The sequence below is a fragment of the Nonomuraea helvata genome, assembly GCF_039535785.1.
Lineage (GTDB): Bacteria > Actinomycetota > Actinomycetes > Streptosporangiales > Streptosporangiaceae > Nonomuraea > Nonomuraea helvata.
The window spans coordinates 2,454,070-2,479,108 of the sequence record NZ_BAAAXV010000009.1; the positions used below are offsets into that span (position 1 = coordinate 2,454,070).

Consider the following 25,039-nt stretch of genomic DNA (forward strand, 5'->3'; position numbering starts at 1 on the left):
AGCTCTTGTACGTATACGTCCGCGTGCTGGACGTCACAGGAGCAGCCACCAGTAGGCCCTTGACCTGGAGCGCGCTCGACCTCCTAGCGTCGGCGGCACCGAGAAGGGAGCACATCACATGAGAACTGTGCAGCTTGGCCGTACGGGCGAGCAGGTCAGCCAGCTCGCCCTGGGGTGCATGATCATGGGAACGGTGACGCCGGAGGACGAAGCCGTCACGATCCTCGACCGGTACCACGAGGCCGGAGGCAATTTCCTGGACACCGCCGACTGCTACTGCTGGTGGGAGAGCCGGGGAAGCCACGGCGGCGAGAGCGAGGAGTTGCTGGGCCGCTGGCTGGCCAGGAACGGCCGGCGCGATGAGGTGTTCCTCGCGACCAAGGGCAGCGCCGTGGTACGCGACCTGGACGCGGTCTGGTCCGACGGCCGGCCTGACTGGGACGCCGCCTACCGGACGTTCGTCGGGGCCGGGGCGAAGACCTTGCGGGAGGCCATCGACGGCAGCCTGCGCCGGCTCGGCACCGACCATGTCGACCTGTACTACGTGCACGTCGACGACCGCGCCACGCCCTTGGAGGAGACGCTGGAGGCGCTGGCCGGCATCGTCCAGGCGGGGAAGGCCCGCTACATCGGCTGGTCAAATGTACGGACCTGGCGGCTGGAGCGGATCCGCCAACTGTGCGCCCAGCACGGCTGGCCGGCGCCGGTGGCGCTCCAGCAGCAGCACTCCTACCTGCGGCGCCGGGCCGGGCTCCGGCACGCGTCCATCGTGGACGACGAGCAGCTCGACTACCTGCAGGCGCACGACGACCTGACCCTGGTCGCCTATTCGCCGATCCTCAAGGGCATCTACGACGACCCCGCCAAGCGCGCGGGTCACGGGGCGATGGACCCTTACCAGGGCCCGGACGCCGAGGCCCGACTCGCCGTTGCCGCCGAGGTGGCCGCCGAGACCGGCGTCACCCCGAACGCGCTGGTCCTCGCCTGGCTGCTGCACCAGACGTCGCCGGCGATCGTGCCGCTGATCGGGCCGCGCACGCTCCAGCAGTACGAGGCGGCGCTGCCGGCGCTCGACGTCACGCTCACCGGGGAGCAGCTCGCCCGCCTCGACGCCGCCGGAGCCTGACAGGAACCCGGCGCAGCTTTATCGTGACGGATTTGACCACGTCACGCGAGCCGCTCGTAATAGGCGGCGGTCGCGGCGTCGCGAGCGAACGTGGGGCCCGATCTGACACGACACAAGTGTGGCGCATGGCGACCCACAACAACAGTTCTGGCAATTCGGGCTGCTTGCGCACCGTATTCAAATGTATCGCTCTGCCGACGTGTCTCGTTTTTGTAGCGCCCCGACTCCTGGGCGTAATCGCCTATGTCCATCATTATCGGGTCTCCGTCGTCGCGTTCGGCCCGGACAAAGGCCTGTTCGGCCTGGTAAGCGGCCGCTTTCAGTGGCAGCGGGGATGGGCCCGTATGGCTTTTTGCCCGCTCATCCGCCTGGCTTCGCGCAGATTCCGGTTCCGCTTGAGTGAAGACCGTGGGTGCTGTTACCTTCACACGGTGGACGACAGGCGTGCACGGGCGGAGATAATCGAGGATTTCGCGACTACCCTGCGAGAACTGCGCAACGCGGTCGGTAATCCACCTTTCCGAGAGATGTCCGGCCGTTCGGGGGCGATTTCTCACACGACGTTGCACGAAGCCACGAAGGGTAACCGGCTCCCGAGTTGGGAGACCACCGTCGAGTTCGTCAAGGCGTGCGACGCGGATCCGGCCGCGTATCGCGAACTCTGGGAAAGAGCCAACAGGGCGGTCAGATCGGCGAGCGCTGGAAATCCCTCAATGCGCGTGGACACCTCGGTGGCCCCCTCGTCCGGTGAACTCGCAGCCTCCGCCACAGGCGCCGTGGAGCTTCGTACCGTGCGCCTCACCCTCGAGTCACAAGCGCCCTGGTCGGCCGGCGAGACCTCGGCGGCGGTGCCCACTTCGCCGCCACTGTCCGACGAATTCGCGGGCGACCTGCAGCAGCCTCTGCTTCCTGAGCCGGGGAGCAGAGGGCGATCACGGCTGGTCCCCCCGGCCGCGTTCGCGGCAGCGGCTGTGATCATGGGGGCGGCGGTCCTCGTCGTGGTCGCCGTCAATCGCGGCTCCGGGCCCGAGGGGCACAGCCTGAACCCGACCGGCAGCCCATCGATTGCCGCGGCGTCCCCAGCCGACTGCCCCGTGCGTTCGACCAACCCACCTTGGGCCCCGCCGTTGCACAAGGGTGATGCGGCCGCGTTCATTGAAGATGTCACGCTCACCGACTGCACGCGCGTCGCTCCCGGCCAGACCATGACCAAGGTATGGCGGCTCAAGAACGCCGGGAACGTGCCATGGAAGGGATATTCGCTGCGCCGCCTCGACGTCACGCAGCAGGCTGATCAGTGCCAGACCATCTCCGACGTGCCGATCAAGGACACGCAACCTGGCGAGACGGTCGACATCCAGACCATCATCACCACGCCCAGGAAACCGGGCTTGTGCTACGTGCGATTCAAGATGGTGGACGGTTCGGGAGCGGTCGCGTTCCCGGGGAGCCGGCCGATCAACTTCCAGATCATCGTCGAAACACCATAGTTCCCCGCCGTGCGTGGCACGGCGGGGAACCGGGGTGGGACGGTCTCAGGGGGTCAGGAGCTGAGAACGATCCCCGTGTAGTAGTACTTGAGGATTCTGGAGTAGCTCCAGCCGTCTCTCGCCTTGTCGCGGGAGCCGTACTGCGACATCCAGTCCCCGTCGACCCAATTGCCGCACGCCGTCGTCGTGGAGCAGTACTGGGCCCGGAAGATCTTCCCGCTGCGAGTCAGCCGGGTGCCCCACGTCGCGTCCACCGCGGCGCTCGTCACCGCCTTCGCGGAGCCGGGCACGTACACCTGACTCGACGTGTGGTCGTAGACATCGAAGCACCGGCCGTCTGACGTCTTGCGGTTGGAGTGCAGCGCCCAGTACCAGCCGAAGTTCTTCACGGCCATCGCACCGGCCTTGAGTGACTCGCTCGGCCAGCTCGACACCCACTCGTTGGGCAGGACGTTCTTGACGTAGGTCTTGAACTCCACCCGCTCCACGCGATCGAGATCCTTCCGGTACACGAGGATCGACGTGGGCAGCTTGGTGTCCGTGCCGTCGGTCTTGCACTCGGTCGGCGTCGGCGTCGGCGATGTGGAACCCAGGAACTCGTGCGAGGCGTTCTGGTTCTTGAGCGTGGGGTTCAGGTTGGCCTTGGCGCCTGGGGCGAAGTCCTGGTAGGTGCCGGTGTGGCCGCTGTTGAAGTAGACGCGGACGGTTTTGCTGCTGCGGTTCCAGGCGGAGGCGGCGGCGTTCTTGATGCACTGGCCCTTGCCTTCGCCGGGGCCTTTGAAGTCGTAGCAGGTGGGCTGCGTGGTGGCGTAGTCGTCGACCGATTCGGTGAAGTCGGAGACGGATCCTTGGTTGTTGCTGTTGAAGTAGTAGCAGAACTCGCCGGTATCGCAGACGCCGTCGCGGCTTGCCGCCGAGGCGGGCGATGCGGTGGCGAGGACCGTCCCACCGAGCGCCATCGCGGCGGTCGCCGCGGCGAACCGCGAGATCAGCCGGACAGTTCGTAAAGGCACAGTCGTCTTCCTCTTCCTGTCAGTGGCCGCGAAGCGTTATCGGACGTTGTAGCCCTGGGAGTTCCAGAACGAGGTCGGGTTCGGGTTGTCCAGGCGCGGGTCGCCGACGCTCTTGGCCGCAAGCGTGACCCGTCCGGGGCGCATCTCGACGTGGGTGTGAGCGGCGGAGCTGCTCGACACTCCATGCCACGACTCGGTGGCGATGACCTGGCCGCGGCTGACCGACTGGCCCACGCGCAAGGAGGAGGAAGGAGCGGAGTGCAGGTAGATCACCGTCTTGTTCGCTGCGGAGTTGTAGATGGCGATCGTGGAAAGTCCCCCGCTGCCGGTGGATCCGCGTGCGACGTTGATGACCGTGCCCGCCACCAGCGCGTGCACACTCGAGCCCACGCGGCGGGCGATGTCGATGCCTTCGTGCCGACCGGGGGTGGAGCTGTAACCGTCGAAGCCACAGGTGATCGAGCCGCCGCTGGTCGCGTAGAGCGAGTACGACATGTTGGTGCGCGACCCCGACGACCCCGGGCCGAACTCGTGCGAGGCGTTCTGGTTCTTGAGCGTGGCGTTCAGGTTGCCCTTGGCGCCTGGGGCGAAGTCCTGGTAGGTGCCGGTGTGGCCGCTGTTGAAGTAGACGCGGACGGTTTTGCTGCTGCGGTTCCAGGCGGAGGCGGCGGCGTTCTTGATGCACTGGCCCTTGCCTTCGCCGGGGCCTTTGAAGTCGTAGCAGGTGGGCTGCGTGGTGGCGTAGTCGTCGACCGATTCGGTGAAGTCGGAGACGGATCCTTGGTTGTTGCTGTTGAAGTAGTAGCAGAACTCGCCGGTATCGCAGACGCCGTCGCGGCTTGCCGCCGAGGCGGGCGATGCGGTGGCGAGGACCGTCCCACCGAGCGCCATCGCAGTGGTTGCCGCGGCGAGGATCCTGGTTGCCGTTCTCATGCTGTTCTCCTTCTGTCTGCGAAATCTGTCTGCGAAATCTGGGATTCGGGATGGTCTGCGGAGCCTGGGTTTCGGATCAGTCAGCGGCGCTGGTACTCCTCCCAGGTGCGGATGGTCACCTTCGGGCCGTCGTCCGGGCCACGGCCGGCGAGCCCGTTCAGGCCGAGGTAGTAGTCACCGATCTGGTGCTGGGCCTGACCGGAGAGGCTTGTGTCGTTGATGGCGGCGGCGTGGATGTGCCACGGCCAGTCGTCCTGCTGAGGGTTGCGCAGCCATGCGGCGAAGCCGACACGGCGCAACGCGCGGACGACCGCGGTGCGGGTGGCGGAGGTCATCCCCTGCACCGAGACGTCGACGACGCCGCCGCCGTCGTGGGTGCCCGCGGACGTGGGGTCGCCACCGGGGTTGTACGAACCCTGATCCAGCTTGAGGTCGCGGCCGAGCAGCCGCTTGGCCTCTGTCAGCATGCTTCGCGTACGGCTGTTGACGACGAAACCGTCGGTGGACACCCGGCCGCCCGGGTCGATGGAGTCCGTGACCTTGAAGCGGCCGGTGCCGAGCTTGGTGAGCGATGCCTTGGTCGGCAGGCCGTTGGCGTCCAGACCAGTGAGGCCGAGCGACTTCTGGTAGTTCGTGTAGGCGGTGACCGTTGTGGTGCCGAAGTAGCCGTCCACCCACTTCGCGTCGAGGAGGTTTCGGTCACGCAGCGCCTGCTCAACGAGGAGCACGCTGGCCTTGGCACCCGGCGTCAGCGTGCTGTCGGGCCGCCGCGGGTCGATCTGGGCCGCCTTGACCGTGGCTTCCATGTTCACGCTCGGAAGCGCCCCAGCGTCGGCCGCCTGTGCCGCCGACGCCCCGTACACTCCGATCAGCGAAGTGAACAGGACGGCCGGCATGAGGGCGGCGGCGCGTGCGGGCAGCTTCATCGTTACTCCTGGTTCAGGTGGTGGCGGCGGTTCCGGTGTGGCGGGACTCAACGTTCCGGGTTGCGCACATGTCCGCAAGAAGATCGGTGTTGTCAGCCTGTCCGACGGGCTCCTCCGTACGGGCGTACGCGCCGTTTGACGGGTGATCCGATGGCGAGAAACGCCAGCTCAGAACGGGTTACAAGGCTGTACATGGGCGCGTCCGCCCAAGACGGCCGCACCGCTGCCTGAGGCGGCCGCTTACGAGGGCGGCCCGGTTCCCGACCGCTCCAAGAAGGCAGCGCGGAAGGCCTCTCCTAGCCGCCGAGGCGGATGATCCCCCGCGTGGCCGCCACGGTCACGGCGGCGGTGCGGTCGTCAACGTCGAGCTTGGCGAAGATGTGCAGCAGGTGCGTCTTGACCGTGGCCTCGCTGATGCACAGGTGGGCGGCGATGGCCTTGTTGCTCATCCCCTGGGCGACCGCGCCCAGGACCTCGATCTCCCGGCCGCTGAGGGCGCCGGGCGCGTCCGTGCGCGCCCACGACAACACCCGGGTCGCGATCGCCGGCGACAGGGCGCTCTCCCCTCGGGCCGCCGCCCTGATGGCGTCGAACAGCTGCTCACGGCGGGTGTCCTTGAGCAGGTAGCCGATCGCTCCTGCGTCGATGGCACGGGAGATGTCGCTGTCGGTGTCATAGGTGGTCAGGACGATCACCCTGGCGCCGGGGTCGTGCGCGCGGATCCGGCTGATCGCTGTCGCGCCGTCGAGCTCGGGCATCTGCAGGTCCATCAGCGTGACATCCGGCCGCAGGTCGCGCGCCAGTCGTACCGCGTCCGAGCCTGAGACCGCCTCGCCGACCACCTCCAGATCGTCCTGGGTGCCGAGCATCGCCCGGATGCCGTCACGTACCACCGGGTGGTCGTCGGCGATCAGGACCCGGATCGCGGCCGGCGCGGTCATCGCGCCGCCACCGGGAGGCTGGCCACGATCGTGGTGCCCTCCCCGGACGCGCTTTCCACGAGGAGCGTGCCGCCGAGCTGCTCCATCCGCTCAAGCATGATCAGCAGGCCGTGGCCGGCGGCGGCCCGCTCGGGATCGAAGCCGTCGCCGTCGTCATGGACATCCAGCACGATCAGGTCCTCCATGTACGACAGGGTCAGGGTGACGTGCTCGGCATGGGCGTGGCGGCGAGCGTTGGCGACCGCCTCCTGCGCCACCCGCAGCAGCTCCACCTGGATGTGCGCGTCCAGGGGCCGCAGCGCCCCGGTGATCACGGTGTGCGCGTCGATGCCGGTCTCGTCGGACAGCCGGCCTGACAACCGCCGCAGCGCCTCCGGCAGGCCGCCGTCGTCGAGCTCGCCGGGCCGCAGCGCCCGCACCACGCGGCGGCTTTCTGCGAGATTCTCCCTGGCCGCCCGCAACGCCTGGGTCAGGTGCCGGTCGTCCGGCAACCGCTCCTGCGCCGCCTCCAGCAGCATCACCACGCTGGCGAACCCCTGGGTCAGGCTGTCGTGGATGTCGCGAGCCAGCCGCTGCCGCTCGGCGGCCACACCCGCCTGCCGTTCGGCCGCCGCCCGCGCCTCCTGGGCGGCCTGTAACTGGTCGATCAGCTCCTTGCGCTCGGCGCTCTGCCGGGCCACCGAGTAGAAGTACCCGACCGAGGTGGCCGCGCTGATCGCGATCAGCGCGGTGATGGCGATCTCGGTCCAGGTGATCGACCCGCCTTCGTGGTAGCTGTGCCACAACCACGCCCCGGCGCACGACAGCACCGCGACCAGCCCGACACGTACGGCGTCCATGCAGTACGGCACGAGCACGCTCAGGCCGACCACCAGGAAGGACGAGTCGATCGCGAACAGCCCCAGCCAGAGCAGCCCGCCGCCGACCACGTACGGCAGGGGCACCTCACCCGCAGGAGGCGTGCGCAGCACGAACCACACCGCATACCAGGCGGCCAGCCCGGCCACGAGCGCCACCGGCAGGGCCTGCCCCACCTCCATCAGCGGCCCGGCCGAGGTCAGCACCAGCCACGAGGCGAAGAAGGCGTGCTGCCACCGGCGTCGGGACCGCTCCCAGGACTCCACAGCACCGACGATAATCAGCCATCCGCCGCTCCGGCATCAACCAGTCGACTGACCCGGCGATCGGTGTCCCGCTCGATGTGCGTGCGGCCGTACCGGAGCCAGACTCGACGGTGTGACAGCCATCCCCAGCCCGTCCCAAGCCGTCTGGCACCTCGGCCCGCTGCCCATCCGCGCCTACTCCCTGCTCATGGTGCTCGCCGTCGCCGTCGGCATCTGGGCCACCCAGCGCCGCTGGACCGCCCGCGGCGGCGAGCGTGGCACGGTCGGGGACATCGCCACCTGGGCCGTGCCGTTGGGCATGATCGGTGCGCGGATCTACCACGTGGCCACCGACTGGCAGCAGTACTTCGGCCCGGGCAAGGACCCCCTGCGCGCCTTCGCGATCTGGGAGGGCGGGATCAGCATCTGGGGCGCCGTCGCCGGCGGCGCGCTGGGCGCGTGGCTGGCCTGCCGCCGGCGCGGCATTCCGCTGCGCGACTTCGCCGACGCCGCCGCGCCCGGGATCGCCTTCGGGCAGGTGATCGCCCGCTGGGGCAACTGGTTCAACCAGGAGTTGTACGGCAGGCCGACCACCCTGCCCTGGGCCCTGGAGATCGACCCCGCCCACCGACCGCCGGGCATGGAATCCACGGCCACCTACCATCCGGCCTTCCTCTACGAGTCGCTGTGGGACCTGGGTGTGGCCGGGCTCGTCCTCTGGGCCGAGCGGCGCTTCCGGCTGGACCGTGGCCGGGTGTTCGCCCTGTACGCCGCCGCTTACACCACCGGCCGCGCCTGGATCGAGTGGCTGCGCATGGACCCCGCCCCCGTCGTCCTCGGGCTCCGCTTCAACGTCTGGACCGCGCTGCTGGTCCTCGGGGCGGCGGTCGCCTACCTGACCGCCACCCGCCGGACGCCGACCACCGACCCCCGGCCTGCGGTACGAGGTTGAACGGACTCTCGGCGGTCAATCGGTCACCGAGGACGAGTCGAATCCCCGTTCCACCATGGCGGCGAACCCATCGAGATGGCGTGCCAAGATGTAGTCGAACATCCCGTCCAGGTCCGCCACCGTCTCCTCGGGGACCATGGCCAGCAGCGGAAATTGTCCACTGCTGAGGAGCTCGTCGGCGCGATTGCGCTGGATCAGCCGCCAGCCGTCGTGCGTCATACCGGTCTCCTGCGCGGCTTCGGCCTCCTGCGCCATGGACAGTGCCACGGTGCTGACCAGCGCGGGCAGCGTGAGCGCTTCACGGATCCGGATCTGCGGGGGCAGCCCGAGCCCGTCGAGTGCGCGCAGGGTCCACTCGGTGTGGGCCATCATGTTGGGCACCAGCAACGGGCGGGTGAAGGAGACGGCTTCGGGTAGCCAGAAGTGCCGTCGGCACAGCTCCCACTGCCGGCGCGAGACGAGCTCGAGCTTGGCCCGCCATCCCTCCGGCCCGGGGTCGGGCAGCTCCGTTTCGCCGAACACCTCGTCGGCCATCTGCGTCACCAGTTCGTCCTTGCCGGTCACGTGCCGATACAGCGACATCGGGCCCGTCCCGAGCTCGGCCGCGAGCCGCCGCATGGACACGGCGTCGAGCCCTTCGGCGTCGGCGATCGCGATGGCGGCATGCAGGACGTACCTGCGGTTCAGCGACCCCTTGGGGGCGCCGGCCTGCCGCGGTTTCGGCGGCCCGGAGGGAGCCGAGGGCCCCTCGTTCCGGCCTGCGCGGACGCTGACCACCGTACCGGCGCCGACCTTCGCCTCGACCAGACCCTCCTCGCGCAGAGCCGCCACCACCTTGGTCGCGGTGGCGACCGCGACACCCCATCGCTGGGCGATCTGCCTGATGGACGGCACGCGATCGCCGGGCCGCAGGTCGCCGGCCAGAATCCGAGTACGGAACTCCGCGGCGATGCGCCGGTAGGGCGGATCTGGACGGTGTGTGGCCGAGGTCATCGGCGCCCTCCGATTTCCTTCAAAACTGGTCGATGCCAGCTCCGAGTGTACTAGTTCACCTCCTAGTACACTAGAGCACTTTGTGTACGCAATCGAACGGTTTATATCGATGTCTTTCCGGTGCCTGCCTACGATGTACGCATGACAATGAGTACATCGTACGCACGCGCTCGACGGGCGTACGGCACAACCAGGCAAGGAACGTACGGCGCTCCCTTCATGCGCGCCGCCGCACACAACGGCAGGGACCGTACGGGATCGGAAGCGGCATGAACCGGTTGCGAGACGAGTTGAACCTCTCTTCTATCGACGTACGGTCGTGGCACCAGCCGCTCATGATCATGACGGCGGCCATGTCCGCGCTCGTCGTCGTCGCGGGCGTCGGCCTCTTCGTCGACGGTCGTGAGCTCATGCACGCGTCGGTGTGGGCCAAGCCGCTGAAGTTCGGGGTGTCGTTCGTCATGTACGGCGCGACGCTCGCCTGGCTCATACCGCAACTGAGCCGGGCACGGCGCACGATGTGGGCCGTCGGAACGCTCTTCGCCGTCGCCGGGCTGATCGACGTCGGGTTCATCGCCGTGCAGGCCGCCCGCGGCACCTACAGCCACTTCAACGCCAGCACCGACATGTTCGACCAGATCGGGCAGCGGATCTTCCAGACCGGCGTGTTCGGCCTGTTCGGGGCGAGCCTCGTCGTGGCTGTCATGCTGCTGTTCCAGCGCATCGGTAACGCGGCATTCACCTGGTCCTTGCGTGCCGGGCTCGGGCTGGCCGTCCTCGGTATGGCGCTGGCGTCCTTCATCACCGGGTCGGCACAATCGGCCGGACCCCGCACGGTCGAGGACGCCTATGGCAACTCGGTTCCGCTGGTCGGCGGACACGGCGTCGGGACACTGGACGGCAGCGGCATGCCGATCACAAACTGGAGCACCACAGGCGGCGACCTGCGCGTTCCGCACTTCATCAGCCTGCACTCCATCCAGCTGTTCGTGCTCACGGTGCTGGTTCTCACCTTTCTTGGGGGCCGGATCGGCTGGCTGCGCCGTGAACGCGTACGCGCCCAACTGGCCGGAGTCGTCATCTTCGGCTACAGCGCCCTGTTCGCCATCACCGCCTGGCAGGCTCTGCGCGGCCAGTCGTTGATCCACCCCGACGCGGCCACGTGGACCGCATTCGCGGTGGCGGCCGTCATGACCGCGCTGCTGGCAGCCCTGGTCGTCATGGCGGCCCACCGCAACCAGCGAGCCCTCCGCGCCGAGGCGACACGCCGAAGCGAACAGGTCCGCCGTGAAAGGGCGGCCCGCCACGACGAGCGCGCACTCGGCAGCAAGGCGGCACCCACCGGTTGACGGGAACCCGTCCGGCACGCCGCCGGCTCATGCGCCTGTCGACTCCCCGGCCCGGCCCCGGCCGCCAAGGGGCCGTGCCGGCCCGCCACAGCCGCGACCGTCGCGGGGGCGCGACCGGGCTGCCGGGCGACATCTACCTCGTGCACGCGCTGACCGTGCGTGCGGCCGACGAGCATCGGGGCATACGACCGCGTCTCATGGTCTGGCCCGGGTGTTCCTGAAGGCGCCGTCGACGAGGGGCCGGGGAGGCGGGCGCGCTGCTTCAGCTTGTTCGCCGAGAGTGGATCAAGATAGACCTCTCGAACGCCATTGTGATCTGATCTTCTAAGCCTGCCTCAGATTGCCTGCACATAGATGATCAGATTGCGGGGAGAGGGAGCCGATGGTTTCGGCGTCATTAGGACCGGCGTACCGCCGGTTATGGCTGGCAACGGCGCTGTCCAATTTGGGCGATGGGATTCGGATGGCTGCCTTGCCGTTGTTGGCAGCCGCCATCACCTCTGATCCCGTTGCGGTGGCTGGTGTCGCCATCGCCGGACAGAGCCCGTGGCTGTTGTTCGGGCTGTTCGCCGGGGCGATCGTTGATCGATTCGACCAGCGTCGCCTTGCCGCGGCCGTCGATGTGGTTCGGGTGTCGATGCTGGCCGTCCTGGTCGTTTCGGTCTCTCTGCATGTTGCCGGGATCGCGCTGCTTTACGTGGTGGCGTTCGTCTGTGGTGTGGGCGAGACACTGCGCGACACCGCAACGGCCACCCTCCTTCCGCCTCTGGTGAAAGACGCCGATCTCGATCGGGCCAACGGTGGGCTGGTCAACGCTGAGGTCGCGGGGAACGAATTGGTAGGGCCGCCGATCGGCGGATATCTCTTCGGCGTAGCGCTGGTGCTCCCGTTCGCGGTCAATGGCGGAGCACTGGCTTTGGCGGCCGCTCTGATCTTCAGCCTGCCTGACGTTTTTACTTCGAAAGCCGGTTCGTACAGCAGCAAGGGCCAGATCTGGAGCGATACTCGCGCCGGTCTGCGGTGGCTGATCAAACATCCTCGCCTGCGAATGATCGTGGGCTTGGGCGCCGTGTTCGCGGCGATGGACAGTGCCTGGTTCGCCGTGCTCGTGCTCTACGTGCCTCAGGTCCTCGGTCTACCGGCTTGGGGCTATGGCGTGTTGCTGGGCATCGGCGCCGTTGGCGGGCTCGCCGGAGGGTTCTTCGCGACACGGGTCACGCGAATGATCGGACCCGCGGGAGCTCTGGCCGGGTGCCTCGGTTGCGCCGCGATCGGGCAACTGATGATCGGCCTTACCGCTTCTGCCGTGGTGGTGGCCGCGGGTCTGGTCATCACCAGTGCTGCGTTCGGCGTGTGGGCCGTCGTGGCCCGTACTACTCGTCAGCGGCTCACTCCAGCCGAGATGCTGGGTCGAGTGAGCAGCGCGGCGATGACCGCGGTGATGAGCGCGTCTCCGCTGGGAGCCCTCCTCGGTGGCCTGCTTGCGGCTGAGTGGGGGTTGAGAGCGCCGATCCTCGTTGGAGTTCCGGTCCTGACGGTGGCGGCTGCCGTCTGCTTCCTCACGATGCGCGAACGCGGCTGAGTCGCGTCAGCGCGGCTGAGGGGCGTGGAGACCCACCCGGGTCCGCGAAACGTCAAGCACCCCGTTCCACAGCACGGGCCGCGCAAGTGGCACGAGCTGCCGCATAGCGGCACGGGAATCCCCGTCCCTTCAGGGCGAGGAGCAGGTCAAGTTAGGCCGGAGGCAGAGTAGCGCGCAGACGATCATTCTGTGAATCAGTTGACATTCGGCATCCTGTCCCGTTCGGAAACCCGGTTTCGTGCCGTGAGCTGGACGCGGCCCCTGCCACCGTCCGAGCTCGCGGCCATGCGGTGGGCCGTCTCGCGCGCCGGTGGAGGCCCCGTGCGGGTTCACCGCGAACACGTCGTCCCAGGTCTCCTCGCTCATCTCCAGCAGGTCGGCGTCGGCTGGTCCACCCTCGTCGATCGCAAGTACCGGGACATGACCGCCGTCGACCTGTCCACGACAGTGCTCGACACCGTCCGCTCCCACCTGGCCCCCGGAAGCATGTGATCTTCCAGCCGGCCGACGTCCTCGACTGCATCCGAACCGCCAATACACGCTCTGGCACGGCCGTGCGTCTACCGTCTCCTCATCGAGCCTGACGAACATGCCGACTACTTCGCCTTGATCGAGCGGTGCCTGCGCCCCGAACTACGAGATGATCGCCACCAGCGGCGAAGACCAGGTGACCCCTGGGGCAGCACCCAGCAGTTCACCGCAGTCCTGCTACATCGCCCGGACTGAGCCTCCCCGCGTTATGCGCCAAGCACGGTCGGGCTCCATCGCACACTTCTCCCACGTCCCGCTCAAGGACCAGCGGCGAGTCCATACAGCACTTCGCGACGCTCCAGACGAACCTGATAGAGATCATCAGGAGGCGGGGTCACACGGGTGGTTCGGTCCCCTCGGGAGCGGCGGGCAGACGGGCGAGGAAGGGGGAGCGGCCGCGGAAGCCGCGGTGGAAGCGCCCAGGCGGTCCTGTGCCCTGGAACTCTTCCAGCCACGCCACGTGTTCGATCTTCTCGTTGTGGATCGCCCGGGCCAGGAGATAGGTGCGTTGATCTCTGCTTACGGTGAGGTCGCACAGGCCGCCATAAGGGTGGACGGCGCGTCGTACCTCTTCGACGAGCGCCGTGACCGGATCCTCCGCGTCGGCAGAGCTGTCCTCCGGCCGTGCAGGCCCACCTTCCAGGAACTGCCGGATGTCCTCGGGAAGCCTGCCGTCCAGTTCGTGGATGCGGCTGACGAGCGCGTCGAAATGGCGGCGATCCTCATCGCGGATGTCTTTGAGGATCTGGTGTAGTCCCTCATCGGCGAAACCGAGCGGATGAACGGTCAGGATCGTGTAGCGGTAGACGGCGCTCAGCTCCGCCGTGGCAGCGGAGGTGAGCCGGTCGATCAGGATGGTCACATCGATGCCCGCTCGCTCGACGACTTCGCGCGCACTGATCATGTCGGCTCCAGGCGGTCAGGTTGCGGAGGTTTCCAGCGGGGCACGTTCCTTGGGGTTGAGCGCGAGGAAGGCCACCCCGGCGAGGGCACCGCCCGCCAGGTCGGCCAGGAGCCAGATCCAGATCTTGGACCAGGCGAACAGTCCTATGGAGGCGGCGCCGACGGCGACGGCCGGGTTGAAGACCCCGCCAGAGATACCGCCGACCGCGAACGCGCCGGCCGCTACGGTGAATCCGATGGCCAGGCCGTAGAAACTGTTGCTCGGGTGGTCCCTGCTGGTGGCCGCGTTCAGCACCACGTACGCGAGCGCGAACGTGAACAGCGCCTCGGCCAGCAGCGCGACCCCCAGCCCTCGGCCTGAGGGTGACAGCGGTGGCACGCTGCCGGGATTGACGAGGTAGGAAGCGGTGAGCGCGGCGATGACGCCTCCGGCCAGCTGAGCGATCCAGTACGGGACGGCGTCGGCCAGACTGATCCGGCCGCGGAGCAGCACGGCCAAGGTCACGGCTGGGTTGTAGTGGGCGCCGGAGATGTGTCCTCCGGCGTACACCATGACCATCAGGATCGCGCCGACGGCCACGGGCGCCAGGGGCGTCTTCGTCAAGACCGTGGCGCCGATCGTAAGAACCAGGAAAAAGGTGCCGATGAACTCTGTGATGTAGCGGCGCATGTACTGTCCTCTCCGCTTGTGAACCGAGACCGATCACGCACTGCGCCAGCGAGCGCATCCAGATCGTGCCATGGGCCTCGTCCTGGGGAGATTGCGGGTTTCTTACGGACGTTTACGGCTCGTTACGGCTCGCCGAACCGAAATGAGGGCTCTTGCCGGATGGCCCGGTATCCGCTAGTGATGTGCGCTCGATTCAGCCCCAGACGTGGATCGGCATGAAGGCCGGCGGCACGAACGTTCAGCGAGCGCGGTGCCTTCCAGCAGCTCGGCGGTGCTTGAGGGCAGCCGCGTCAGCGTGTCCGGGAGAGCGTCGCACCAGCGTGTGGCTCGTGTCGTGCCGGTCTGGCTGTCGCCGTCATCGGCTTGTAAGAAGTGACGCAGAGCAGCGCTTCTAGGGTGGACGGCATGTTCCCAGTACGAACGGCGGCCGCGATGGCGGCAGTTGCCCTGCTGGCGGCCGGGTGCGGCGGCGCATGGCAGGGCGAGGCGGCGAGTGGCACCGCGTCGGCCTCGGCGACCTCCACTGCGACCTCCACTGCGACCTCCACGCTGACGGCGTCCCCGGCGGCCTCCGTGACGCCCTTACCGACTGCGTCCCAGGAAGCGGAAGCGGCAGGCAAGGCTTCTGCGCCCGCCGCGCTGGAGTTCTCCGCCCGGACGCTGGACGGTGAGGCCTTTCAGGGGGCGAGCCTGGCGGGAAGGCCGGTGGTTTTCTGGTTCTGGGCGCCGTGGTGTCCCAAGTGCCTTTCCGAAGCGCCCGCAGTGAAGGCCGTGGCCGGCAAATACAGCGAGGTCGCGTTCGTCGGGGTCGCGGGGTTGGACACCGAGACGGCGATGAAGGAATTCGTCCAGCGCACCGGCACCGGCAACCTCGTGCACCTGTCAGACGCCAAGGGGGTGGTCTGGACGAAGCTGGGTGTCAGCCAGCAGTCCACGTTCGTGTTCATGAAACCGGACGGCTCCACCGCGATTGCCTCGGGTCCGCTCAGTCGGGACAAGCTGGACGAGCACCTCCGCGAGCTCCTCGTTCGGTAACTTTCCCATGTCCTCATCCATCCCGCAGGAGCGTGCATGAGCGATCTGCCGCTCGCCCTGGCACTCACGGCCGGCACCGTGGCCGCGTTCAACCCGTGCGGCTTCGCCATGCTGCCCGCCTACCTCACCCTGTTGATCAACGACGAGGAGACCACACGCCGCGGGCCCATCGGACGGGCGCTGATGCTTTCGGTGGCTATGACCGCCGGATTCGTCACGGTTTTCGGCCTGTTCGGGCTCGCGGTCACCGCGCTGGCGGTGTCGGTGGGCGGCTATCTGCCGTGGGCCAGCCTGGGTATCGGGGTGGTCCTGGTCGGCCTGGGTGTCTGGTTGTTGTCCGGTCGCGAACTGCTGCTGCGCCTGCCGGGGCCGGCCACCGGCCGCCCCACCACCTCACCCCTGTCCCTGTACGGTTACGGGCTGTCGTATGCGCTGGCCTCCCTGTCCTGCACGGTCGGCCCGTTCCTCGCGGTCACCTCGGCCTCTCTGTCCGGCGGCGGGCTGCTCGGCGGCGTGGCAGCCTTCGCGACCTACGCGCTCGGCATGGGCCTGGTCATCGCCGTACTGTCGCTGGCGGTGGCGTTCGCCCGCGCCGCCGTGGTCGCCAGACTGCGACGCCTACTGCCGTACGTGTCCAGAGCCAGCGGCGGCCTGCTCACCCTCGCCGGCCTGTACGTCGTCTACTACGGCTGGTACGAGCTGCGCGTCTTCGCCGGAGCCGACGCCGACGACCCGATCGTGAGCACCGCGACAGCCGTACAAGCCACCATCGCCGGCTGGCTGGCAGGGCTTGGCACCGGCTGGATCGTCGTCGTGCTCGCCTTGCTCGTCGTCGGGGCGCTCGCGCTGTGCAAGACGCGACGGCGCGATCGTATTCCTGAGTGACGCCGCCATGGCGGCAGAGCGCCACGATGCCACTGCCCACCAGGAAGTCAATCCCGGTGACGGTGACCTGCAGACCGAGCACGGTCATCTCGAACGGCACCGCCAGGTTGTCGCCGCCGGGAAGTAGTGCTGGAATGACCCCTGCGGCGCGCCCGCGTACTCGATCACGTCACGGATGCCGGTCCCTGTCACCCCCCGCGTCGGCAGCTGCTGGCGGAGGCCGCCAGCAGCATGGCGCCGAGCAGGGCGGGCCTTTTCAAGGTTCCGCTGAACAGACGTGCTTCCTTCCAGGGGGATGAATCGTCGTGCGCGAGGATGCGCAGGTGATCAGGAAGTGGCTGGTTTGAAGGTGCTGTCGGCTCGGAAGGCGGAGGTGTCCTGGTCCTTGTCGAGCCACAGCTGGTGGTGGCGGTGGCGGATGAACCGGCCGGGATAGTTGAGCGACTCCAGCCGCACTGTCCCCGCGCCCGAGGCCGGCCGGGCGAGGAAGGTCGCGTCCCGCTCGAACAGCTCGGTGTCGTTGTCGGCGTCGAACCGCAGCCGGTAATTTTTGTGCCGCAGGTAGCGGCCGTCCCCGTCCATGAACGAGTAGCCCTTGGCGTCGGCCAGGCCGGGCACGATCCGCAGCGGTGCCGCCTCCCCGAGCACGCCGAGAGCACCCGAGGCGGCGATCCCTTCCTTCGGGAAGTTGATCGACTGGAGGGTGCGCGTCACCCCGGTCGGCAGCGCGCCGCCACCGCCGGAGGCGGCGGCCGCGCGGGTGAACAGCAGGGTCCCGAAGCCGAGCTGGTCGAACCCGCCGCTGTTCGGCCCGTAGTCGCCGCCACCGCCCTCGGCCCGCACCCGCTCGGCGTACGCCTTCGTGTACGGCAACGCCAGCCCGCGCCGGTTGGCGTAGTGGTTGTAGAGCAGCTCCCACACGGGACGGTCCTGGCCGCGCGCCGCGCTCGAGATGACCGCCTGCTCCTGGGGGGCGCAGTTCTGGCCGTGGCCCCACTTGTACGTGGTGAACGGCACGTCCTGGCCCAGGTTGTACTTGGCGGCGTACTCGGCCGCCTTCATGATCCGGTTGTCGGCGTAGCCGTACAGGTCGACGCCCTGGTTCCAGGCCATTTCCGCGATGGTGCCGATCAGGCCGATCCCCATCACGGTGTGCGCCTGGTCGCGCCCGCTCTCCTGCCACTGGGCGAGACCGCCCGGGTGGAGGAACGGGATGGCGTTCATGATGGACCCGTTGCCCTTGCCGTTCTTGAAGTAGTCGACGGCCCGCTCGAACTTGGCCTGGTCGTCGCAGAACAGCCCGATCGCCATGACCGAGGCCATGTTGCACAGGTCCCAGTTGGCCCAGTAGTGGGTGATGCAGGCACCGTTGTGTTCACGCAGGAAGCGGTCGTTCACCGGGTAGAAGACGGTCAGCAGCATCTTCTGGAACCGCTCGACGTCGAAGCCCGGGTAGCCGCGCATGAGCTCGGCGGCGTTGGCGACCTGGTAGCCGTAGATGCCCGCCGCCAGGAACCGGTCGGAGCTGCCGTTGATCGCCTTCAACATGCCCGACCAGGCGTTCAGGATGTCCCGGGCGGCGTCGCCGTGCGCCTTCTCGCCGGAGATCCTCCAGCGCAGCGCGTTCTGGTAGGCGGCGTGCACGTCGTTGTAGAACTGCCAGTAGTTCTGCCCGGTCCCGCCACGCACCACCGTCTCCAGCGGGCGCGCCTTCCACGTGCTCTTGGAGTGCCCGTTGGCGACGAGCTTGTCCCACCCGCTCTTGTACGGCTGCGCTCCCGCCTGCACCGCAGCCGCGATCCGGTCGAAGTCCGCCTGGGTGTGCAGCAGCCCCGGGTGCTTGAACGCCGCCGCCGCCGACGACGCCCGCGCCACGGAGGGCAGCGCCGGCAGCACCGCGATCCCGGCCGCGGCCTTCAGCAGGCTCCGTCGGCTGGTGTGGAGAACCATGTGAGTCCTTTCGCGAGACGATCTCTCGTCCCGAGGAGACTGGCTGGGGGCGACCCCATAACACTTTTCCGGATGCCCGTTCCATTCGGCGGGCGCAGAATATCGCCGTTCGCCTGGTTTCTCCTGGTACTCACTGGTTTACATAGGTTGTGCCGTTTCACCTTGCTGAGCTGATCGCCGAGCACGAGGTCCCCGGAGCCGCACTGGCATACCTGCGCCAGGGAGAGCTGCACGAGTTCGCCGCCGGCACGCTCAACACCGCCACCGGCGTCGAGGCGACCCCGGACGCGCTCGCCGCCAGAACAACCCGCTCGGGCGGGAGGTGAACTTCTCGGTGGTGTCTCGGTGGCTCGGATCGCTGATTCGCAGGCCTGGAAATCGTCGGTCACTCGGCCGTGAGGCCCGCGTCGTTGAGTCGCTTGATGAGGCTGGGCTTGCCCTGGTGTCGTTCCCGGAGGTGGGTGAGGCGCTGGGCGAAGGTGCCGGCATGCTCGTCGCGGATGGCCAGGGCGTGAAGGCCGCGCAGGAGTTCGACGGCTTGGTCGTATTCGCGGGGCTTCTTGATGTCGATGGATGCCTCCACCCAGTCCCACGCCGCTTCGAGGTCCTGGCCGAGCCGCTTCAGATGGAGTTCCCTGGCCTGCGTTCCAGCGCATCCAGACGGCGTTCGAGCACTTGAGCGGCGTGCTGAGTTCCCTCGGCCAACCGGATGACCCGGCGGGCGAGGTCATGAATGGGCTCGCGCTCGAGGTCCACGCTCACCGTCGCTCGACTCCTTCGGTCGCGTTACCTGAGTTGCACCTTCGGCGTAGCTGGTAGCCAAGCCTTACTCGCGCCAACGAGTAGCATCCGTCCGCGTCACGACGTTTTCGTCGAACTGGGGTTACGGGTTCTCCTCAGACATGATGCCGACGGCGGCATGCCAGGCTTCCCAGACCTCGGGACGGAGCCTGCCGCGGTCGGCGACGGGACTGTACGGTTTACTGGACACACCCGGCCGGATCGCCGATGCGGACATGCAGGTTCGTCAGCACGCGGAATTTCCAGCCGCGCAGGTTGTGCGGCTGTTCGGGGTCCAGGGAGAGCCGTGGGTGTTGCTCGAGTAGCACGTCCAGCAGGGCCGCGATGATGGCACCGACGACTGGGGCGGCGAGGCATGCGTGGCGGGAGTATCCGAGACCCAGGTTGGGGAAGGGGTCTCGGTTGATGTCGAAGGTGTCTGGGTCGGTGAAGATGCTCTCGTCCCGGCCTGCCGAGGCGATGGCCGCCATGACGGTTGCTCCGGCGGGGATGATCTGTCCGGCGAGGAGCACGTCTTTGGTCGCGCGGCGGCTGAGCGCGCCGTTTGGTGACAGCCAGCGCAGCGTTTCGTGGACGGCCTTGCGGATCAGACGCGGGTCATCGCGGATGGCCTGCATTTGCGTGGGGTGCTGGAGCAGCGCGAGCAGCGTGAGCCCGGCGCCGGCCGCCGGTTCCAGGAACGCCGAGAGGATCTCGATGAAGGTGGGCATGATGTTCTCGGCGGATCGGACGGTGTCGGCCGGGCAGCCGCTGTGGAGCAGCTGTGACAGGACTGAGTTGTCGGGCCGGTCTGTAGTTTGCCGGGCGAATGGCTCGATCGTCTGGCGGATCTCGGTGGCGGCGGCCATCGCCTGTTCGTGTACGGCCGAGTCCGCCGCGAAGTTGCTCATTCCGGCGCTGAGGTTGCGGGCCCAGCGTATGAGCGTGTCGGCGTCCACGTCCGGCAGGCCGATGAAACGGGCGAGCGCGGTGCTCGCGGCGGGTTCGAAGTAGCTGGACATCAGGTCGTCCTGGCTACTGAGCTTGGTGGCGTACGGTCGTGCGGCCTCGCGGGTGACTGTGGTGGCCCGTTCGATGCGTTCGTGGGCGAATCGCGTGTCAACGGCGGCTCGCAGATCGGCGTGGGCGTCGCCCTCAACCTTGAGTACGGACCGTTCCCCGAATATCTGTGTGGCCAGCGAGGGGAAGGCGCTGGTGTACGACTCGTAGGCACTGAGGACCTGGCGCACGTCATCCCAGCGGGTGACCATCCACAGGTCGAGCTTCGGCAGCAGGACGACCGGCGCTTCGCGGCGGAGCCTGGCGAAGATCGGATAGGGGTCACTGCCGAGCTGGTCGAAGGTGATGGACGCGGCGAAGTCGTTCATCGACTTCATGCTCCCGTCGGCACACCCGGCTGCTCGGCGGCCGCCTCGTCGCCGCCGCGGCGAGGGCGCGGAACCGGATTGTCGCGCAGGTACTCGACCTCGGTGCGCACGTTCGCCAGCAGTTTGGCGGCGATGTCCTGGCTGAAGCCGTTGCGGATGACGAAGCGGATGACGGCTATGTGCTCCAGGCCAGGCGGCAGGTAGTACGTCGGGGCCTGCCAGCCGTGCATCTTCAGCCGGGCGGCCAGGTCGAAGACGGTGAAACCGTTGTAGCCGGGGGCGGTCCGCACGGCGAGCACCGGCAGTTCCGAGCCGTCGGCGATGAGCGAGAGCTCGGGGAGTTTCGCGATCTCCTCACCGAGGTAGGTCGCCACGTCCCGGCAGGTCTGCTGGACGGCCCGGTAGCCCTCGAAGCCGAGCCGAAGGAAGTTGTAGTACTGCGCGACGACCGGGGCGCCGGAGCGGGAGAAGTTGAGCGTGAAGGTGTCGATGTTGCCGCCGAGCAGGTCGCAGGAGAGCACCAGGTCCTGCGGCAGTGCGTCCGGCTCCTGCCAGACGATCCAGCCGACGCCGGGGTAGACCAGGCCGAACTTGTGGCCCGAGGTGTTGATCGACTGCACCCGGGGTAGCCGGAAATCCCACACCCTGTCGGGTTCCAGGAACGGGGTGATGAAGCCGCCCACTGCCGCGTCCACGTGCAGCGGTATTCGCAGCCCGCGCTCGGCCTCCAGCCGGTCCAGCTCGGCCGACATCTGCTCGATCGGGTCGTACTTGCCGCATTGCGTGGAGCCGAGCACACCGATGACCCCGATGGTGTTCTCGTCACAGAACTCGCGGAGCCGGGCCGGGTTCAAGGTGAAGGCCGGCTCCTCGATCGGTATCCAGCGCGGCTCCACGTCCCAGTACTGGCAGAACTTCGGCCAGCAGGTGTGGACGGCAGTGCCCATCACGAGGTTGGGGTTGGCGGTGGACAGCCCGGCCGCCCGGCGCCGCTCGCGCCACTGGAACTTCATCGCCAGCGCCCCGAGCATGGCCGCCTCGCTGGAGCCGCCTGTGGAACAGCCGACGCTGGCGCCGTTCGGGTCGCCCCACAGGTGATCGAGCATGTTGACGCAGCGCGCCTCGATGTCGGCCGTCTGCGGGTACTGGTCATGGTCGACGAGGTTGCGGTCGAGGGTTTCGGCGATGAGTTCGCGGGCCTGGGGCTCCATCCAGGTCGTGCAGAAGGTGGCCAGGTTGAGCCGGGCGTTGCCGTCGAGCAGGAGTTCGTCGCGGATGAGCGCCTGGGCCGCTGTGGGATTCATCGGGCTGGCCGGCATCTTGAACCGGGGTACGCCGCCTTCCGGCACCAGCCCGTTGTAAAGGGGATTGACATCGAGTGATTCTTGCCACCGGTCGGATTCGACTCGTCTGAGCATGAGCTTCACCCCTCGAAAGAGCTTTACGCCACGTCAAACACTCACGGTAGGCAATTGTTCACTATGAGTCAATATTGCGGCCGCGCTGACTTCCACGTTGAGCGGTGTTGCTGGTGGGTCGTCGGCGGTTGTTCGTGACGTCGGGCATGCTGTTGCGCTGGCACGCCCCCGCGCCGCGATGTCGGGAGCCTGGTCATGCGGGATTGACGGGACATTCGGTCCCTTCATAGCGTTTCCATAGCAACCCTGCCACGTGCAGGAAGGGTTTCCTGCACGACCCGCGACGGTCACGGAGGAGCTTGGCCATGCCAGAGACAGGCTGACGCGATACCGATGCGGCACCTGATTCGGTCGCCTGGTTGCCCAAGCACGACCGCCGTCCTCCTCGAACTGCAGTCGGGCGAGGTGCTTGGTTCCCATGCGCTGCTCCCCGCCTCGGTGCTGACGTCCATCATCGCGTCTGTACCAGCGGCGGGGCGTCGCAAGCGGCGTCCCGTGCGGTGACGACATGTCCTCTGCCGAGTCGACCCCGCCTCAGGTCCGGGTGACCTTGCCGGATGGGCAGGGAGTTCTCTCGGAGCCTGCGCCCTGGCGTTCTGGCGTTGATGCAGCTCAGCGCTGACACGGCTGAACATACACAGCGCAACCCAGGAGCGGTGCTATCGCTGGTTCGGGTGGTGGGCGGAGCCAGTCTGCACACGGACTTGGCCGTTGACACCCTCGGTGCACCTTTCGGCGACGAGCCAGGCTTATGGGTGGAAGCCTGCGAGGACTATGCGTTTGCTGGATCCTTGAGCGGTCCAGGCCGGGGTGGAGTGTGGAGGCGGGCCACCCCGGCCGGGGCTCATCGGATGTACTTCGCCGGCTTGGTGGAGGCGTTGAGCAGGTACTCCAGGGGTCCGCGGCGGAAGAAGCGGGACCAGATGGAGGCGAACGCGATCGCCCCGCCGATGAACATGAGCAGCGGCATCCAGGACTGCTGGGTGCCGGTCCCGCCGGGCACGGACAGCACGGACTGTGCGACGAAGTGGCCGACGTAGGCGGTCAGGGACATGGTGCCCACGGCGATGACGGGTTTGGCCAGGTGGCGCAGTCGCGGCAGGCGGTCCATCGCCACCGTCGCGCCGACGATCACGAGGATCGCGACTCCGACGCGTCCTCCGAGGCGCCCAGAATGAGCCCGAATCCCGACCGGACCAGTGCCTCGTCGTCCACCACCACTACCCGTATCACGCGCGCTCCGCCTCATCTTCATCCATGCCGCCCGGCTCATACCGCCTCGACCCTAAAGCCCCCAAGAGCCCCGTCGGCCCGGCGAGCGGCAGCTCCAGCCACACGGCGGGGTAGCACCCTCCAGTCGGCAGGGACACCGCAGCCTTCTGCCGGATACTCCATGATTGGCCTGATCTCCAGCCTGAGTGGCATCACACATCACCCAGACTCCCCGCTGCTCCCGGCCGACGCAGCGTCCCCTGGACGCGAGTGGCACGGGCAGGGCCGGCGGCCGCTGTGGTCCACCTGCATCAGCCGTGCACGGCCGACCTGCCGCCCAGCCCCAGCGCCGCCTCGCCCGGACGCCCTCGCCGCCGCCATCCGCCTGGCCGACAGCCGTGATGACCTCGGTGAGCGTGGCCACGTCGGGGTTGATCACGCGCAGGTGCGGCAAGCCCCTGCGGTGGGGGGAGGAGACGTGCGTGCAGGCCTCGCGCGTGCAACTGTGTCCCTGCCGATAATGTCATCCGTGCAGGTCATCGGGCTTCCCTGACCGCGACCGACATGCGCCGGCTCTGGCGTTCGAAAGGGGCAGGGCAACGGCAGGATGATCACTTGTGCTTCTTCGCCTGGCCTACCTGGCCGTCACGAACGTCTTTGCCGCGGTGAGGTTGTTGCCGCTGGGCGATCGGGACAAGGACGTCGAGATTCTTGCCTTGCGTCACCAGATCACCGTTCTTGAACGGCAGCTCGGCGCGGACACCAGGGTGAGGTTCGCTCCCGAGGACCGAGCCTTCCTCGCCGCGCTCCTGTCATCGTTGCCCCGCGAGGTCTTGTGCTGGCTGCGGCTCCTCGTTCGCCCGGACACCGTCCTGCGCTGGCGCCGCGATCTGCTCAAGCAGCGGCACGCCCGCACCTGTCGGCCGAAACGACCTGGGCATCCGCCCACCGTGCGGTCCATCCGCCTGCTCGTTCTGCGGTTGGTCCGGGAGAACCCCTCGTGGGGGTACCGGCGGGTGCACGGTGAACTCGCGACACTCGGCATCAAGGTTGCGCCCTCCACCGTCTGGGAGATCCTCAAACAGGAAGGCATAGACCCGTCCCCTGACCGAACGTCGGTCGCGTGGGCAGACTTTCTGCGGTCGCAAGCCGATGCGCTCCTGGCCTGCGACTTCATCGAGACCATCACCTTGAACGGGCAGCGCCAGTACATTCTGGCGGTCATCGAGCACGCAAGCCGGCGCATCCGCGTGCTGGGCACCACCGCCCACCCAACCGCCGCCTGGGTCACCCAGGCGATCAGGAATCTCATCATGGACCTGGAGGAGGCAGGCTGCCGGGCGCGCTTCTTGATCCACGACCGGGACGGGAAGTTCCCGGCCCCGACGGAGGAGCTCCTCGCCGACGTCGGCATCCAAACCGTGCTCACCGGTATCCGGATGCCGCGGATGAACGCGGTCATGGAGCGATGGGTGCAGTCGTGCCGTCGAGAGCTCCTGGATGGATGCCTGCCAGATCGCCCTGACCATGAACACGTACACTCACGTGCTCCCCGACATCGAACGGGCGGCGGTCGACGCGGTCGCCAAGCAGCTCTTCGGATGATCTCCAGCACGACCACGGGCCGGACTCCCATCAGCGGGATTCCGGCCTTCTTGGCTGTAAAAGCTGGCTGTACGACCTCGCCAGGCAAGATCGAGCAGAAGTGTTTGGGCTGGTAGGGCGCCCGGGGCTCGAACCCGGAACCTACGGATTAAAAGTTCTCAATGCCGCCCACTATCGAATCGTGTCTCATCGTGTCGCGGTGTCATGCGATGCTGCTTTTGAAATGTCTAAGAATGCCGCCCGGTGTTATGCCG

At 67.7% G+C, this 25,039-nt stretch carries 24 protein-coding genes; 10 read left to right on the top strand and 14 right to left on the bottom strand.

What is annotated here, in order from left to right; translation table 11 throughout:
• The first annotated feature begins 118 nt into the window (after window positions 1-118).
• Both ABD830_RS44840 and ABD830_RS44845 read left to right on the top strand, forming a co-directional pair.
• The gene (locus tag ABD830_RS44840) at window positions 119-1,126 is read left to right on the top strand and encodes an aldo/keto reductase (RefSeq protein WP_345001064.1); all 1,008 of its coding nucleotides are present in this window, start codon (window positions 119-121) and stop codon (window positions 1,124-1,126) included.
• A 125-nt stretch (window positions 1,127-1,251) separates the two neighbouring features.
• On the top strand, window positions 1,252-2,616 hold the full coding sequence (locus tag ABD830_RS44845; RefSeq protein ID WP_345001066.1) for an NBR1-Ig-like domain-containing protein: 1,365 nt from the start codon (window positions 1,252-1,254) through the stop codon (window positions 2,614-2,616).
• Between the two features lie 53 nt (window positions 2,617-2,669).
• Here ABD830_RS44845 and ABD830_RS44850 read toward each other — a convergent pair whose 3' ends face one another.
• The 5 genes from ABD830_RS44850 to ABD830_RS44870 all read right to left on the bottom strand — a co-directional run bounded on the left by ABD830_RS44850 (window position 2,670) and on the right by ABD830_RS44870 (window position 7,553).
• On the bottom strand, window positions 2,670-3,629 hold the full coding sequence (locus ABD830_RS44850) for a SpoIID/LytB domain-containing protein (RefSeq protein ID WP_345001068.1): 960 nt from the start codon (window positions 3,627-3,629) through the stop codon (window positions 2,670-2,672).
• A 36-nt stretch (window positions 3,630-3,665) separates the two neighbouring features.
• Entirely contained in the window at window positions 3,666-4,562 is an 897-nt protein-coding gene (locus tag ABD830_RS44855; RefSeq protein ID WP_345001070.1) for a peptidoglycan DD-metalloendopeptidase family protein, read from the bottom strand.
• An 80-nt stretch (window positions 4,563-4,642) separates the two neighbouring features.
• A complete protein-coding gene (locus ABD830_RS44860) occupies window positions 4,643-5,488 on the bottom strand; it encodes a peptidoglycan-binding domain-containing protein (protein ID WP_345001072.1) in 846 nt (281 codons plus the stop codon).
• A 296-nt stretch (window positions 5,489-5,784) separates the two neighbouring features.
• Complete coding sequence (locus ABD830_RS44865; RefSeq protein ID WP_345001074.1) at window positions 5,785-6,429, bottom strand: response regulator; 645 nt, start codon at window positions 6,427-6,429, stop codon at window positions 5,785-5,787.
• Window positions 6,426-7,553 (bottom strand): sensor histidine kinase, encoded by a 1,128-nt coding sequence (locus tag ABD830_RS44870; protein ID WP_345001076.1) that lies wholly within the window; start codon window positions 7,551-7,553, stop codon window positions 6,426-6,428. The genes ABD830_RS44865 and ABD830_RS44870 overlap by 4 nt, the downstream gene beginning before the upstream one ends.
• 112 nt (window positions 7,554-7,665) lie before the next feature.
• Between ABD830_RS44870 and lgt the strand changes: the two genes are divergently transcribed.
• Window positions 7,666-8,484 carry a prolipoprotein diacylglyceryl transferase gene (gene lgt, locus ABD830_RS44875; protein ID WP_345001078.1) on the top strand — a complete coding sequence of 273 codons (819 nt, stop codon included), beginning with the start codon at window positions 7,666-7,668 and terminating at the stop codon, window positions 8,482-8,484.
• Window positions 8,485-8,499: 15 nt separating this feature from the next.
• Here lgt and ABD830_RS44880 read toward each other — a convergent pair whose 3' ends face one another.
• The gene (locus ABD830_RS44880; RefSeq protein WP_345001080.1) at window positions 8,500-9,477 is read right to left on the bottom strand and encodes a GntR family transcriptional regulator; all 978 of its coding nucleotides are present in this window, start codon (window positions 9,475-9,477) and stop codon (window positions 8,500-8,502) included.
• Window positions 9,478-9,746: 269 nt separating this feature from the next.
• On the opposite strand from ABD830_RS44880, the gene ABD830_RS44885 reads away from it, so the two are divergent.
• From ABD830_RS44885 to ABD830_RS44895, 3 genes are all read left to right on the top strand, one after another.
• Window positions 9,747-10,826 (top strand): hypothetical protein, encoded by a 1,080-nt coding sequence (locus tag ABD830_RS44885; protein WP_345001082.1) that lies wholly within the window; start codon window positions 9,747-9,749, stop codon window positions 10,824-10,826.
• Window positions 10,827-11,208: 382 nt separating this feature from the next.
• Window positions 11,209-12,408, top strand: a complete 1,200-nt coding sequence (locus ABD830_RS44890) for an MFS transporter (protein WP_345001084.1) — start codon at window positions 11,209-11,211, stop codon at window positions 12,406-12,408.
• A gap of 189 nt (window positions 12,409-12,597) precedes the next feature.
• Window positions 12,598-12,900 carry a hypothetical protein gene (locus ABD830_RS44895; RefSeq protein ID WP_345001086.1) on the top strand — a complete coding sequence of 101 codons (303 nt, stop codon included), beginning with the start codon at window positions 12,598-12,600 and terminating at the stop codon, window positions 12,898-12,900.
• 373 nt (window positions 12,901-13,273) lie between these two features.
• Here the strand turns inward: ABD830_RS44895 and ABD830_RS44900 are convergent, their stop codons facing one another.
• Both ABD830_RS44900 and ABD830_RS44905 read right to left on the bottom strand, forming a co-directional pair.
• Window positions 13,274-13,843: a ferritin-like domain-containing protein gene (locus ABD830_RS44900; protein WP_345001089.1), complete on the bottom strand. Its 570-nt coding sequence runs from the start codon at window positions 13,841-13,843 to the stop codon at window positions 13,274-13,276.
• A gap of 15 nt (window positions 13,844-13,858) precedes the next feature.
• Window positions 13,859-14,512 (bottom strand): MIP/aquaporin family protein, encoded by a 654-nt coding sequence (locus tag ABD830_RS44905; RefSeq protein WP_345001091.1) that lies wholly within the window; start codon window positions 14,510-14,512, stop codon window positions 13,859-13,861.
• Window positions 14,513-14,917: 405 nt separating this feature from the next.
• Between ABD830_RS44905 and ABD830_RS44910 the strand changes: the two genes are divergently transcribed.
• Together ABD830_RS44910 and ABD830_RS44915 are read left to right on the top strand one after the other, a co-directional pair.
• Entirely contained in the window at window positions 14,918-15,547 is a 630-nt protein-coding gene (locus tag ABD830_RS44910; RefSeq protein ID WP_345001093.1) for a redoxin domain-containing protein, read from the top strand.
• 36 nt (window positions 15,548-15,583) lie between these two features.
• Window positions 15,584-16,432 carry a cytochrome c biogenesis CcdA family protein gene (locus ABD830_RS44915; protein ID WP_345001095.1) on the top strand — a complete coding sequence of 283 codons (849 nt, stop codon included), beginning with the start codon at window positions 15,584-15,586 and terminating at the stop codon, window positions 16,430-16,432.
• Between the two features lie 327 nt (window positions 16,433-16,759).
• Here the strand turns inward: ABD830_RS44915 and ABD830_RS44920 are convergent, their stop codons facing one another.
• Window positions 16,760-18,382 carry an AbfB domain-containing protein gene (locus ABD830_RS44920; RefSeq protein WP_345001097.1) on the bottom strand — a complete coding sequence of 541 codons (1,623 nt, stop codon included), beginning with the start codon at window positions 18,380-18,382 and terminating at the stop codon, window positions 16,760-16,762.
• Between the two features lie 149 nt (window positions 18,383-18,531).
• Between ABD830_RS44920 and ABD830_RS44925 the strand changes: the two genes are divergently transcribed.
• The gene (locus ABD830_RS44925; protein ID WP_345001099.1) at window positions 18,532-18,708 is read left to right on the top strand and encodes a hypothetical protein; all 177 of its coding nucleotides are present in this window, start codon (window positions 18,532-18,534) and stop codon (window positions 18,706-18,708) included.
• Between the two features lie 59 nt (window positions 18,709-18,767).
• Here ABD830_RS44925 and ABD830_RS44930 read toward each other — a convergent pair whose 3' ends face one another.
• From ABD830_RS44930 to ABD830_RS44950, 5 genes are all read right to left on the bottom strand, one after another.
• On the bottom strand, window positions 18,768-18,965 hold the full coding sequence (locus ABD830_RS44930; RefSeq protein WP_345001101.1) for a hypothetical protein: 198 nt from the start codon (window positions 18,963-18,965) through the stop codon (window positions 18,768-18,770).
• Between the two features lie 38 nt (window positions 18,966-19,003).
• Window positions 19,004-19,144: a hypothetical protein gene (locus tag ABD830_RS44935; RefSeq protein ID WP_345001104.1), complete on the bottom strand. Its 141-nt coding sequence runs from the start codon at window positions 19,142-19,144 to the stop codon at window positions 19,004-19,006.
• 218 nt (window positions 19,145-19,362) lie between these two features.
• Window positions 19,363-20,550 carry a cytochrome P450 gene (locus ABD830_RS44940; RefSeq protein ID WP_345001106.1) on the bottom strand — a complete coding sequence of 396 codons (1,188 nt, stop codon included), beginning with the start codon at window positions 20,548-20,550 and terminating at the stop codon, window positions 19,363-19,365.
• A gap of 5 nt (window positions 20,551-20,555) precedes the next feature.
• Window positions 20,556-21,968 (bottom strand): glutamate decarboxylase, encoded by a 1,413-nt coding sequence (gene gad / locus ABD830_RS44945; protein ID WP_345001108.1) that lies wholly within the window; start codon window positions 21,966-21,968, stop codon window positions 20,556-20,558.
• Window positions 21,969-22,812: 844 nt separating this feature from the next.
• The gene (locus tag ABD830_RS44950) at window positions 22,813-23,103 is read right to left on the bottom strand and encodes a DUF418 domain-containing protein (RefSeq protein ID WP_378520755.1); all 291 of its coding nucleotides are present in this window, start codon (window positions 23,101-23,103) and stop codon (window positions 22,813-22,815) included.
• Between the two features lie 694 nt (window positions 23,104-23,797).
• Here ABD830_RS44950 and ABD830_RS44955 point away from each other — a divergent pair.
• A complete protein-coding gene (locus ABD830_RS44955; protein WP_345001112.1) occupies window positions 23,798-24,901 on the top strand; it encodes a hypothetical protein in 1,104 nt (367 codons plus the stop codon).
• Window positions 24,902-25,039 lie beyond the last annotated feature (138 nt).